This window comes from Kroppenstedtia sanguinis (assembly GCF_050433445.1).
GTDB lineage: Bacteria > Bacillota > Bacilli > Thermoactinomycetales > DSM-45169 > Kroppenstedtia > Kroppenstedtia sanguinis.
Genome location: NZ_JBNPXF010000014.1, coordinates 51,265 through 64,528, shown reverse-complemented (window position 1 = coordinate 64,528; position 13,264 = coordinate 51,265). Strand labels below are relative to the sequence as shown.

Genomic DNA, 13,264 nt, shown 5'->3' with positions numbered 1-13,264 from the left:
CCGTCCCCTTAAGCCATATTTTACGATGGGGCAATGGGAAGGGCGAAAGGGTCAATTTTGTTTCCTCCACCTATTTATTGGTTAATCAACAGCCCTAATCTTGAAAACACGGGAGAGGGAGTGGGGGTTCGCATGGAGTAACTTTACCTCGCCAGAACTTGGGTACCGCCATATGAACCCCCATCCCGACCGCTTTTAAACACTGTACCCTGTGAAAAACAACCTGAAGTCCTGCCACGCCCTAACGGCGCAGCTTCACGACTTCTTCCCTCGCTTCCTGATATTGTTCCAGTACCTGTTTGCCAATGGTGTTAAAGAGGCTGATATATAACGTATCGATCACGGTTAACTGCGTCATTCTGGATGTAATACTACCGGAACGGAAATCCTTTTCTACCGTGGGGGTGGCCAGTCGGATCTCCGCCAGCTTATATAAGGGGGATTTACTAATATTGGTGATCGCGATCACGGTGGCTCCTTTCTTTTTGGCAAAACGAGTCAAATCGACGACATCCTTCGTTTCGCCAGACATGCTGATAGCTACAAAGACGTCCTGCTCGTTCAAATAAGGGATCAAGGAGAGCATATAATGAAAATCGGGATTGAATTCCGCCCGAAAACCGAGTTTCGTAAATTTGTACACACTGTCCATCGCCGCAATCGCGGAACCGCCTACTCCGAAGAAGAGGACTCGCCTTGCCTCCTTTAAGACACGGATGGCCTCTTCCAGTTCTTTTTTATTGAGGGAGCTAGTCAATAGCTCAATGGCCCCTCTGTTTACCTGAACGACTTTCTGGAATAAGTCATAGGGGGAATCCTTTTTATGAACGATGGAAAAATCGGAGATATACTCTTCATCTGCAACGGCGAGTTCCTGGGCGAGAGCGATTTTAAATGCTTTGAAACTGCCGATCCCGATGGATTTGGAAAAGCGAATCACCGAGGCCTCACTCACCTCAGACTTATCCGCCAGTTCCTTGGTGGTCATGTTCGGAATCAATTCGGCATGATTTAAAATATAGCGGGCAATCTTCTCCTCCGCTTTGGAAAACTGCCCCAATCGATTGCGAATCCTTTTCAACATCCTGCACACTCCTCCTTCACTTGCTTTGTTCACTTTATCATGGAATAGGGCTAAACAGATTGAAAACAATGGGGATGTAGCCAATAAATCTGAAGAATAGAGCTTTCCCATAACAGAGTCCTTTAGGCATTTCATTTTATTAAAGAAATTTGATGATGTTTGTAATTATGTCGACAAATAAAAAGAAAATGGTAGAATAATGATGTAAGTAGAAAACTTTATTATTTCATCCCAAAGTACAAAATGTCAGGTGGTAGGAAAAACCGTGGAGGTGAAGCGGTGGAACGGTTGGAGGTTACATATCGGATCCAAACGCCCCTGTTTTTGGGAGGAGTAGATCCGCATCAAGCCGAAATGCGGGTTCCCTCGATCAAAGGGGCGCTCCGTTTTTGGTATCGTGCAGTAGATCCGGCGTATACCAGGATGGAAGAGGATCTATTCGGCAGTGCACAGGCGGGGAAAGGACAGTCACGGTTTTTGATACGGATGGAAACCTCTTCTTTGAAAAGAGATGTAATCAAAAAAGAAAACAAACAGATGCTTGGGAAATTGAAGAAATTGAGTTATTTGAGCTTTTCCCTTACACCGAATAGTGGGGAAAAAGAGGGAAGGGGATATCTGGAACCCAACCAGGATCTCAAGTTTTCGATTATGCTTCGTCCACCTGCTAAAGGGGAGGAAAATCCTCCAGAAGCTTGGCGTTCTGTGCTCGCTTCAGTGTGGCTACTCGGTCACATCGGGGGCTTAGGTTCCCGTTCCCGCCGTGGGTTTGGAACCGTTACTTTGAAAAGTTGGAAATTGACAGGGAATGATAGGGCATCTCAATGGTTGCGGGAGCTTCCTATCGCTCATGGGGCCGAGAGTATGGAGAAATGGTACCAGCGATGGCTGGAGGGGCTTTCCCGGATCCAATCTTGGTTCGGTGATGTTTCAACGGCGGATCATACTGTCATCGATCGGCAAGCTTCTTTTTTCTATGGCACAAAAGGATCCAAAGGCTGGGAGCAAGCGTTATTCCAAGCCGCCGAGGACTTAAAAGATTTTCGGGAAAAGAACTCGTGGGATCGGATTGCCCTTGGGTTGCCGATGAGTTCTCAAAAACGTCATGAGCCTAAAATAGAGTACAAGCCTATAGATTTTGAACGGGTGGCGTCTCCGGTCTGGATTCGCGTCGTTCAAGCAGGAGATAAATTTTATCCCTTGTTTGTGATTCTGTCTGCTCCCTATCCGTCGCAGGTGGAGACAAAGAGGGAAGGAAAGAGGATCGGAAAGTTTCCTGCCCCTGATGTCTCATCGATTTTGCATCAGTTTGCAGACCATTTGCGACAACAGCAATACCAGGGGGAGGGTGGCCGATGAGCCGACAGAGGTTACATTTTACATTGGGACCCGTACAGGAGTTTGTCGCACAGTCCCGACGCACCCGGGATCTTTTGGCCAGTTCATTCCTTCTCTCTTATCTGTCGGGGCATGCGATGGCCAAAGTAGAAGAGACTGGGGGGAACATCCTGTTTCCTGTAGTGAAGGGTGATCCCTTGTTAAAGGCGATCACTGAAAAAAACGAGGAAGGCCCCTGGGTGGGAACACTGCCTAACCGATTTCAAGCGATACTTCCCTCTGGGGTTTCTCCTAAAACCTATGTTGACGACATTAAGAATGCGGTTGAGGATGCATGGCAACGAATTGCGGATCAGGTATGGAAGTGTGTAGTTGAAAAAGTAGCTCCGAAGGGGAAGGGTACAAAAAAGATTTGGGACCGCCAAGTGAATCACTTTTGGGAGATTACCTGGGCTGTCGGAGAGCAGGATGACTTGCTGGATCGGCGGAAAAATTGGCGAAGTCAGATTCGACCTAAAGAGCCGGGAGAAAAATGTACGCTGATCGGAAATCTGCAGGAGTTATCCGGTTACTTTCGCCATGAGGAGCAATTGGAATTTTGGGAAGCTTTGCGAGCGGCTCTCCCTAAACGTTTCTCTCGGCAAATCAGGGAGAATGAGCGCTTAAGTGCAATCGGAATCATCAAACGGTTTTTCCCTCTGATTTCCGAAGAAGCAATCGGTTGGCCCTTGCCTGAAAAGGCGACCGGATTTCCATCTACTTCCTATCTGGCAGCGTTGCCTTGGGTTCTTCGGGCGGTGGAGGAAGAACCGGAACTGGCGCAGGCTTTTTTAACCGAAGCCGATTCCTGCGACATTCCCTGTACTGAAAACGGGACTCATTTCAGCTCTGTGCAGAGGGTGATTGAGGAACAACCGAATCTAGCGAAGATCACCTACCTGGATGGGCCTAGCTTCTTTGAGTCCAATCTGACGAGCTCCAACTACTGGAAAAGCATTTATCCGAATGCCAAGGATCAAGTTGATGAGAAGCAAAAGGAAACCCTACAGAAAGCCCATAGAAACCTGACAAAATCCATTGGGTCTCCTTCTTCCTATTATGCTTTGCTACTGATGGATGGGGATCAGCTGGGACAATTGTTGCAGTCGAAAAAAGGGACGGAAAATCGAGGGGAACAAGTGAGTCTTTCTCTGGCGCAGTTTACTACGGGACTTTCAGAGCTAGTGGCAGCCCATGACGGGGTTACGGTCTATGCGGGCGGAGATGATGTCTTAGCTATGCTCCCCTTCCATCAAGCCCTTCCGGTTAGCGTGAAGCTACGTAGGAAGTACAGGGAAGCTTTTGTAAAAGAACCCAAGGCAACGATTTCAGGGGCCTTGGTTTACGCTCACCGTACAGCTCCACTCACCGGCTTGCTCCGTTATGCCCATCATTTATTAGATGATGTGGCGAAGGAAGCCTGCGGGCGAGATAGTCTGGCTGTGAGTGTCTGGAAAACAGGTGGCCCCATTCTGACCTGGTCGGCCAAGTGGGAGACTGTGATTGGTGAAGGGAGAAGCGGCGAAGATGGATCGACGGTATTGGGGCAATGGATTGGACCTCGTTCTGAAAAGGATCCGACCCTGTTCTCTTCTGGTTTTTTGTTCAAATTAAGGGAACAGTTTGCCAAGACGGCGGATTTCCCAGTGGATGACCAGCAGAAAGAGGAGATTCTTAAAACCTTTTTGCGGGCGGAATACCAGCGCAATTTGGAGCAAAAAAAGAAGATTTCCATGGATGAAGTGAAACTGCGAGTGGACCCACTGATCGATTTTTGTATGAAATCCCGCGATGGGAACGGAGATGCCAACTCGGCGGAGGCCGCCATATTTCTTCGTTTTCTCCGACAACTGGAGGGGAGACAACCATGAAAATTTGGTCATTTCGGGCGTTGGATACCCTGTTTTTTCGTGATGGAACTCCCTTTCGCCAGGGGGAAGGGGGAAACGTTCAACCAGTGGGCAGGTTTCCTCCCTTGATGTCCACTTTGCAGGGAGCGATCCGAACGACCCTGGCCCGCAGACAAGGGTGGTCACCCAATGACAAGGGTGGATTGCCCGCGGGTTTGGGTTCCTCGAAGGATCTGGGGGTTCTCCGTTTGCGCGGCCCCTATCTTCGATACAGAGGAGAACGTCTCTATCCCGCTCCTCACCTCTTCTTTGGCAAAAAGGGAGAACCGCCGGTCCGATTGGTACTGGGGGAAGAGGTGGAGTGTGATATGGGTCTGGTGCGCCTGCCTAAACTGGAGAAAAAGAGGGTGGGTAAGCGCTTATCCGGCTGGTTGACCGCTGCCGGACTGGAGGCAGCGCTTGCGGGAGGAATCCCTCCAACTGAGACATTTTTCCAGGCAGGGGATTTATGGGAGCCGGAGCATCGGGTCGGTATCGGTTGGGATTGCAAGACACGGACGGCCAAGGAGGGAGAATTGTATGGTGCCATCCACACCCGTCCAAAGTCGGAGCTACAGATCGAGGTAGAGGTGGATGGGATTCCGGAAGACAGGCATCCGGAAGGATCCTTTGGTGTCTCCCTGGGTGGGGAAGGTCGGATCGCCCATGTCACGGTTACAGAAGGAAGATCAGAACCAAGAGATCGACTTCCTTCTCCGTCCTTGACTCCTGAAGGAGATCTCCTGCGATTTACGGTGTCCTTACTGACACCGGGTTCCTATCCAAACCCTTGTCAAGTGATTCGAGAGGGTCTAGCGGAGATTCCAGGGCGTTGTGTGTCTGCCTCCATTGACAAGGTATTGCAAGTGGGGGGCTGGGATCTCGAAAAAAGACGGCCGCGTCCACTTACTTCGCTTCTTCCTCCAGGGAGCACTTGGTTTTATGAGGCGAAGAGGGAAGAGTTGGATCAAATCAAGGAGTTGCACGGAAGGTTGACGGGAAACCAGCAGGCTTACGGGATGGGAGAAGTGGTGATTGGAACATGGCAGGAGGGGACGAAATGAAGAGTTTGATGATGGGAATGTTGGCAGAAACATCGCTTCATCCAGGAAGCGGTCAAACGACTGGGGTGATCGATCTGCCTGTAGCTCGGGAGGCGACGACTCAGTATCCGGTGATCGTGGGTTCCAGCTTGAAAGGCGCCTTGCGGGACAAGGCGGAGCTGGAGAAATGGGAAACGATCACACAAATTTTCGGTAGCAAAGGTGGCGCCGGTGGAATTGCAGTGGCTGATGGACGTCTGCTGTTGTTACCCATTCGCTCCTTGACCGGTCATTATCGTTGGATTACCTGTCCGTATATATTGGAACGATTAACACGGGATTTACAGATGGTCGGTAAAGAGGGGCTCCATGTGACGCTGGAACCTCAACCGGGAGAAGTGATCGTGGCTAAGAAGGAAGAAGAGGGAGGAGAGGGAGAAGAGTTCCTCTTCCTGGAGGAGCTCTCTTTTAAAAGGTCGGAGTCGGAGAAAGTGAAAGATTTAGCAGAAGGGATCAAGCCACTGATTGCTCATGAATCCGTGAAGAATCGTTTGAGATCACAATTGGCAGTTCTCCATAACGATGATTTTTCCCACTTTGCTCAATTCGGACTTTCCGTACAGGCGCGCAATTCATTGGATGGAAACAAGCAAAGTGAAAGTTTGTGGTATGAGGAGACCTTACCTCCGGACACCCTGTTTTACAGCTTGTTGATGGCCCGCCCGGGACAGGAGGAAAGGTTGAATTCCTTGCATGGGAGGCTTCAAACTCCTTCTTATCTGCAGGTCGGGGGAAATGAAACTATCGGTCAGGGCTGGTGTGTCCTGTCGATGATAGATTGAGGGGGGATTCAAGATGTCGGACCAAAAGCGGATGCTTGATCTCGAGCGGGCCCAATTTTCTCTCACCAAGGTGAAGCAGATAAAGAGGAATTTTTCCGAAGCAGAAGCTGACTCTTACGCCGATTACACGGAACGTCTGCCTGCAGCAATCCTCGGCAATGGTCTCGGACAAGCCTTGGCCCAGCTACGAGCAGCGGCAGTGGGTTCCGAAAATGAAAAGACGGATCCCCACTATCTCCTCTATCGGGATATACAGGATTGGTTGTGCCGGGAGGATCCTCGGGCTCCCTATGCAAAGGCGGAGGATCTATTAGAAGCCTTGATCACAGGCGATCGCTCTACCTACCTTCGGGCGCGGGCAGAGACGATGGCTTTGCTGGAGTGGCATAAAAAATTGGCAGTCGCTTATTTGAAGCAGCCAGAAACGGTGGGTGAAAACGGGAATGGATAAACAAACAGGGCTCCTTCCTCTGTACCTAAATGATTTTGTTCCCGGTTTTCGCCCGCCAAATAGCCATACCGGTTTGTGGTATGAGAAATTTTGCAATGTCTGGAGTCAGCAAGATGGTGTCTGGACTTTAGGAACCGATAAATCCCGCTGGATTGAGGGCGTCATCGGAGAAACTGGAGATCAAGCTGGGATCCGTGAGCTGGTGGAGCGAATGAAATCCATGGTGCTCCGCGGCTCCGGAATGCTGCTTTATACGAAGACTGAAGGTCGGTTCGTCACGGGATTGGGACGTTCCCATCCTGTGGAAAACGGATTTGCCTGGCACCCGACATTGGGCACCGCTTATCTACCAGGTTCGTCGGTAAAAGGATTGGTACGGGCTTGGGCGGAACGGTGGGAGGAGGCAGTGGATGAAAAAGATGTGCACCGAATTTTTGGCTACCAAGATTCATCCACCGCTAGTGTAGGGAGCGTGATTTTTTACGATGCGATCCCTCTTGCCCCGATCCAGTTGGAAGCAGATGTGATGACCCCTCATTATGGACCGTATTACCAAGAGGGAAAGGCACCGGTGGACTGGCATGCCCCCGTCCCGATCCCCTTTTTGACGGTAGCAGCGAATCAACCCTTCCTCTTTTCCCTGGCTCCACGACGGCTGGGAAAACATGAGGAAGATGTAGAAACGGTCATGGATTGGTTGCAGAAGGCGTTGGAATGGATTGGAGCCGGAGCAAAAACGGCAGTGGGATATGGTCGATTTGTGGTGGATAAAAAAAAGCAAAATGAGTGGAAACAGGCTCTTGAAGATCAGAAACGGGAACAGGAGAGACAAGCCAAGTTGGCCGAGATGACCCCGGTGGAACGGGAGATGGAAGAAGACGGGTATGACCAGGACTCGGATCGATTTATGAAGGTTCTCACCGATAAATGGCTGGACCGGATGGAGGCGGAGGATACCCCCCTAGCGGATCGAATGGAGATTGCCCAGCGTTTAGCTGATTGGTATCAAAAATACCGATTGGATCATTGGAAAAAACCCAATAAGAAGAATAAGGAGAAAATCCGCCGCATCCAGGCGGTGTTGCACGAGGAAAGTTAACCAAGTCTTTGTCGTCGATCCCCAGTAGGGTAAAAACCCCTGGGGATCGATGACAAAGCTAAAATGACGAGATTACTTGATATAATGGGAAGAAATCGAACATATCTTGATCTTAAAGGACATTTTCCATATGATGGATTTACGGAGATATGGCTTCGGATCGGCTTTTTGGTGGGTTTCTAACGTACTTACGAGGAATTGAAGTTAAGGAATCATGATCATCCCAAAGCCACCCCCCGCTCGGTGTTCTTCGCCGGGCGGGGGGGTTATTTATTATACCCTTCCTCTCCAATATACTCCGGGAACTCTTGCAGAAAGGTTTTGACCAGATGTTCTTACTCCGCATTGAGGATGTCGCGCAGTTCTCTGTTGGCGAGGGAGGCTGGGGTAGTACAAGCCTATTTCGCTACGATCGAAAATGGGAAGTATTCACGTCCACAGCCTGAACGCCCAACGCAATTTTGTCCCGCATTTTTTCGAGTAGCGACGTTTGCCGGAGGATCGGAATGACCGCGCGGCGCAATCCCAGAAGCAGGGGGTTTTTCACTGTGATCAGATGTGCCTGCATCGATTGGATTTTTTGAATTTCCGCTACTGCCGGTTTGCGGTACAGCTCGTAGCTTTTCAGTATTGCTTCCTGCAGAATACCGGATGGCTGAGACGCGATTGCTTTCATGATCATGTCGTGAGCAACGACCGCGTCCTGAATTGCCAAACTGTTGCCTTGTCCGGAAAATGGAGAGGCGACGTGAGCAGCATCTCCAATAAGAAGCAGGCCGTCTTTCACCCATACATCCGCCATTCCAACTTGAATATCCAGAACAGAACATTGCTTGAAGCTTGTGAGATGTTGAGGCAATACGTCCCGTAAATCCGACTCGATAGCGATTAAAGTGCGGATGAAATCATCGATACCCTTTTTTACCAATTTGGGGTATGTTCCTTTCTGTATCACCCAACCGACCTGTACGAGATCTTCCCCTTTTGGGATATAGATCAGCATGCCTTCCTTTTCTATTTTGATTTGTGGCGGATAATCTTTATTTAATGCTTTGGGCATATCGAACCAGACAAAATCAAATTCAAATTTGTCCATCGTCTGGCCGATCTTGGCCAGTTTCTGAATGGTTGAATAACGACCGTCGGCGCCGACGACCAATCGGCTGTGCACTTCAATTTCCCCCTGTGAGCTTCTTGCTCTGAGCCCGTGTACAGAATGCCCTTGTTTGATCAGTCCCTTGGCTGACGTTCCGCTGAGATAGGTGAAATTAGGGAACTTGGACGCTTCCCGGATGAAATATTCCAACAGCGGCGGTTGCGGGATGTTCAATCCGTAATTGAAGGGAGGATCAAGTTCATTAAACCGGACTTCGAACAACGTCTTTCCGTGATCCACAAATTGAAACATATCAACATGCTGATACGGAATTTTTAAAACGTCTTCCAATAGTCCGATCTGATCGAACAGTTTCAATACCAAAGGCTGAAAAAAATAACCGCGAAATTCCCGATCCAGACGTTGGTGTCGTTCCAGAAGAGCGGTCTCGACTCCGCTCCTGGCGAGTAGGTAACTGAGCATGCAACCTCCCGGTCCGGCTCCGACCACGACAACATCTACATTCATTTTTTTGTGTGAGACGGAAGATTTCAATTTAGTGGAACTCATTTTGAATGGCCTCCTCATTTATTATGTATTTAATAAGTAAACAGAACAAAAATTATTGCAATGCGTTCATAAATTGGCGAACCGACGTCTCGATATATCGGTTTCGCTCCTTTTCATCGTTGGAAAATCGATCCGTCATCAGAAAGTGAAGAACCATGGCGGTCTGTATATTGCGAATGGCGATCATAAGGTCGTAGGATGCCATTCGAACGCGCGGTTCAAGAAAGGCATGCAGGAGTTCCACGCCTTTTTGAATGATGCCTTTCAGTCGCTTACGGATTTCCGGATTACGTCCTGCCTCGCCGAAGCACAAAACCACCAAATGTTGTTGCTCATGGAGACTACGAAACAAACTTTGGAAATAAACGATCAGTTGTTGGTCAAGTGGGGCCTCAAGGTCCATCCTGCTCAACTCTTCCTGCATCTGATGCAAGAGCGTGTATTTATCCAGAATCGCCCAAAGCAGGTCTTCTTTCGACTTAAAGTAATGATAAATTAAACCGTCGGTAACCCCTGCTTCTTTGGCGATATCTTTGGTGGTGCTTTCGCCGAATCCTTTACGGGAAAAAATTCGAAGTGCCGCATCGATCAAATTGTTTTTTGTCTCCAGCGCCTGTTGTTGGCGATTCGTTCTTTTCTTCATCGCGATTCTCCTCCGTCGCCAATCATTGGTTAAGTATTTACTAAATAAATTACAATGATTCTTCAGCTCTGTCAACAATGTCTTTTTTTACCCTTATATATACTCGGTACGGGATCCAACCTTTTGTGAATTTGAAGTCGTCGATCTCCAGTAGCGTAAAAACCCCCAGGGATCGACGACATTTGTTAAGTGGCGATTTGGGTGAATCTATCAAGGGTTCCGGCGATCGCCAGTGAAAATTTATCGGAAATCGGAGTTTGGATTGGATCTTGAAAAGCCGATAGGCGTGGGGGTAAAATGGGTTTAGATCGTACCTATAAGGAATTGAAACATGAAGAGATTCCACAAGACCAAGATCCCATAGGCAAGTTTAGATCGTACCTATAAGGAATTGAAACTCACGATTGGGGAACCGAAAGCTGGGGCACGCTGCGTTTAGATCGTACCTATAAGGAATTGAAACACAAGGGCTTTGCATATTTCTTGGATATCCTCGCGTTTAGATCGTACCTATAAGGAATTGAAACAGGGTTGACAGTTTTGATTTAAAAACCTTGTCAAAACCGTTTAGATCGTACCTATAAGGAATTGAAACTTCGAACGGTGACATACAGGAGGGGGTATTTGTCAACTCGTTTAGATCGTACCTATAAGGAATTGAAACTTAAACTCATCGAAGGTAATTTTCCCGGATTGAAGAGCGTTTAGATCGTACCTATAAGGAATTGAAACCTCCGAGTGAAAGAAGAGTGACAAGGGCCACCGGGTTTAGATCGTACCTATAAGGAATTGAAACTGTTCAGCACCGAAGAATTACCCCACTTTTTCCCGCTAGTTTAGATCGTACCTATAAGGAATTGAAACGGCCAATGTGTTGTCTGGCCTTCCATTCCGCCCACCCGTTTAGATGGTACCTATAAGGAATTGAAACAAAGAACAAGCAGCAGGACGATCACGATCAAAAAACCGTTTAGATCGTACCTATAAGGAATTGAAATCCTTTAAGGAACTGGGCTGCTTTGGCTGTAAGTTTGAAACATGCCTATAAGTCGAAGGGCCCTTATCGATCCCATGAGTTACAAAGGCGTCCCTTTATAATGCAATTAAAATGTCGTCGATCTCCAGTCGTGCAAAAACCCCTGGGGACCGACGACATTTGTTATTTGATGATTAAGGTGATTCTATCAAAGGTTTCGGAGATCACCAGCGAAAATTCATCGGAAACCGGAGTTTGAACTGGAACTTGAAAAGCCGATGGGTATGCGGGTAAAATGGGTTTAGAGCTTACCTATGAGGGATTGAAACTTGGGGCTGGGCATTGACCCCGACCAGGCTGAAGCGTTTAGAGCTTACCTATGAGGGATTGAAACTGAGATTGGCAGAGGAGGCGGGGCGGTGAAAGAGGAAGTTTAGAGCTTACCTATGAGGGATTGAAACTGAATGCGCATCCGGATACTTTGATGTTTTTCGTCACGTTTAGAGCTTACCTATGAGGGATTGAAACAACGGCACTAGTTTCCGATAAATAGGAGGTGATGCCGTTTAGAGCTTACCTATGAGGGATTGAAACTGGATTGTATATGACTCTTGTTGGAAATTCGATCATCCGTTTAGAGCTTACCTATGAGGGATTGAAACGCTCAAGCTTTCATGCTGCTAGAGATCGCAACGCTGGTTTAGAGCTTACCTATGAGGGATTGAAACACAATGAAAGCAAGTGAGAATATCGAGGAAATTTGGGTTTAGAGCTTACCTATGAGGGATTGAAACAAGGGTCTCGTACGAGAGCTTCAAGCGGAAGTCAGGTTTAGAGCTTACCTATGAGGGATTGAAACTCCGCCGCCTCAGCCTGTTCCTGCTTCAGTTTGAGAGTTTAGAGCTTACCTATGAGGGATTGAAACGCGATTCCGGAATTTCTCAAAGAGGAGAGTCCACTCGTTTAGAGCTTACCTATGAGGGATTGAAACTAGAGCACCGTATGCTATCGCACCCTCCCCACTGTTTGTTTACAATCTACCTCTGAGGAATCATGGGGACATATATTTTAATCCGATAGTAAGCACGATTGGATAATATTTTCAAAAGACCTCAGGATGTTCATAAAAGGGTGATAGCATAATTATCTTGTAGGGATTATTCACGATAATTATTTTAATTGTTTGATTAATTGGACTTAAGAAAGTGAAAAATGAAGATCAGGTGTCTTATTGATGTGAAATCCGGCAGGGTGGTGTGGCGGGTTTTGCTTTTGAATTCACTGCCAACCACCCAGTTTTTCTGTAAACCAGTTGAATGTATCCGGAGTATATGTGTCAATCGCAAAAAATGGTATATGGACATTGATTATCCAAACGGTATGTATTATTCTCTTATTAGGTCTATTATAGTAATAAATTAATCCACCAGTTTAGGGGGTGAATCAATTGAAATTGGTGATGACGTTTTCGAAACAAGACGGGACGATTGAACTTCCGATCGATCACAATCACATGTTGCAATCCTTTTTGTACCGTAATATCAGTGATGATCAGTATCGGGATTTTCTTCATGAGCAGGGGTACTCGTTTGAGAAACGCAAGTTTAAAGGGTTCACTTTTTCTAGATTGGACAGTACATACATTGTAGACAGAAAGCGGGGAGTGATCTGTTTTCGATCACCGGTCACCTGGGTTGTAACTGCTGCCACGGAATCATTTATTCGTGATTTAATGACGACTTTATTGAAACAAAATCAGTTCAAATGGTACGACCAAAAGGTACATTTGGAGTCTCTCTATACAGAAGCGATACCCAATGTAACATCACCGACTCTTGTACGGACTCTTTCCCCGATCACTATGTATACCACGATTATTGACGAAAATCGTAACAAAAGGACTCATTACTATCATTGTGAAGACCAAGCCTTTTCTGCGCTTATACAACAAAACCTTATAAAAAAATATGTGGCTCTTCATGGAACGGAACCGGAGAATAATTCTTTTTCAATTTCTCCCGTCCGCATAAAACAACGGCCGGAGACTGTGAAGTTTAAGCGCTTCATAATTAAAGGTTGGAAGGGGGAATTTCTATGTACAGGGTCCCCGGAGTTAATTCAGTTTGCACTGAAGGTTGGTGTCGGCGCCAAATCGTCACAAGGTTTTGGCTGTATCGAAATTTAGTAAGAAGGT

The 13,264-nt window shown here is 47.5% G+C and carries 10 protein-coding genes and 2 CRISPR repeat arrays; of the genes, 7 read left to right on the top strand and 3 right to left on the bottom strand.

All coding sequences use genetic code 11. The features are described from left to right. Nucleotides 1-241: 241 nt before the first annotated feature. The gene (locus tag JOD24_RS09970) at nt 242-1,084 is read right to left on the bottom strand and encodes a MurR/RpiR family transcriptional regulator (RefSeq protein WP_429246844.1); all 843 of its coding nucleotides are present in this window, start codon (nt 1,082-1,084) and stop codon (nt 242-244) included. 279 nt (nt 1,085-1,363) lie between these two features. Between JOD24_RS09970 and cmr1 the strand changes: the two genes are divergently transcribed. Genes cmr1 through cmr6 form a run of 6 tightly spaced genes read left to right on the top strand, consistent with a single transcriptional unit; the run spans nt 1,364 to nt 7,785 of the window. Continuing rightward, complete coding sequence (gene cmr1 / locus JOD24_RS09965) at nt 1,364-2,443, top strand: type III-B CRISPR module RAMP protein Cmr1 (protein WP_429246843.1); 1,080 nt, start codon at nt 1,364-1,366, stop codon at nt 2,441-2,443. Then, nucleotides 2,440-4,332, top strand: a complete 1,893-nt coding sequence (cas10, locus tag JOD24_RS09960; RefSeq protein WP_429246842.1) for a type III-B CRISPR-associated protein Cas10/Cmr2 — start codon at nt 2,440-2,442, stop codon at nt 4,330-4,332. The genes cmr1 and cas10 overlap by 4 nt, the downstream gene beginning before the upstream one ends. Then, the gene (locus JOD24_RS09955) at nt 4,329-5,414 is read left to right on the top strand and encodes a type III-B CRISPR module-associated Cmr3 family protein (RefSeq protein ID WP_380145249.1); all 1,086 of its coding nucleotides are present in this window, start codon (nt 4,329-4,331) and stop codon (nt 5,412-5,414) included. Before cas10 ends, JOD24_RS09955 begins: the two co-directional genes overlap by 4 nt. Further along, complete coding sequence (gene cmr4 / locus JOD24_RS09950) at nt 5,411-6,235, top strand: type III-B CRISPR module RAMP protein Cmr4 (RefSeq protein WP_429246841.1); 825 nt, start codon at nt 5,411-5,413, stop codon at nt 6,233-6,235. The genes JOD24_RS09955 and cmr4 overlap by 4 nt, the downstream gene beginning before the upstream one ends. A gap of 13 nt (nt 6,236-6,248) precedes the next feature. After that, on the top strand, nt 6,249-6,686 hold the full coding sequence (gene cmr5, locus JOD24_RS09945; protein WP_429246840.1) for a type III-B CRISPR module-associated protein Cmr5: 438 nt from the start codon (nt 6,249-6,251) through the stop codon (nt 6,684-6,686). Beyond that, complete coding sequence (gene cmr6 / locus JOD24_RS09940) at nt 6,679-7,785, top strand: type III-B CRISPR module RAMP protein Cmr6 (RefSeq protein WP_429246839.1); 1,107 nt, start codon at nt 6,679-6,681, stop codon at nt 7,783-7,785. The genes cmr5 and cmr6 overlap by 8 nt, the downstream gene beginning before the upstream one ends. A gap of 406 nt (nt 7,786-8,191) precedes the next feature. On the opposite strand, the gene JOD24_RS09935 is transcribed toward cmr6, so the two are convergent. Then, entirely contained in the window at nt 8,192-9,451 is a 1,260-nt protein-coding gene (locus JOD24_RS09935; protein WP_429246838.1) for an FAD-dependent monooxygenase, read from the bottom strand. 52 nt (nt 9,452-9,503) lie between these two features. After that, nucleotides 9,504-10,094: a TetR/AcrR family transcriptional regulator gene (locus JOD24_RS09930; protein ID WP_380163289.1), complete on the bottom strand. Its 591-nt coding sequence runs from the start codon at nt 10,092-10,094 to the stop codon at nt 9,504-9,506. A 301-nt stretch (nt 10,095-10,395) separates the two neighbouring features. Then, nucleotides 10,396-11,092: direct repeats of the CRISPR family, unit length 30 nt. Nucleotides 11,093-11,368: 276 nt separating this feature from the next. After that, nucleotides 11,369-12,061: a CRISPR direct-repeat array (repeat unit 30 nt; unit sequence GTTTAGAGCTTACCTATGAGGGATTGAAAC). A gap of 465 nt (nt 12,062-12,526) precedes the next feature. On the opposite strand from JOD24_RS09930, the gene cas6 reads away from it, so the two are divergent. After that, entirely contained in the window at nt 12,527-13,255 is a 729-nt protein-coding gene (gene cas6 / locus JOD24_RS09925) for a CRISPR-associated endoribonuclease Cas6 (protein WP_380163343.1), read from the top strand. Nucleotides 13,256-13,264: the final 9 nt, after the last annotated feature.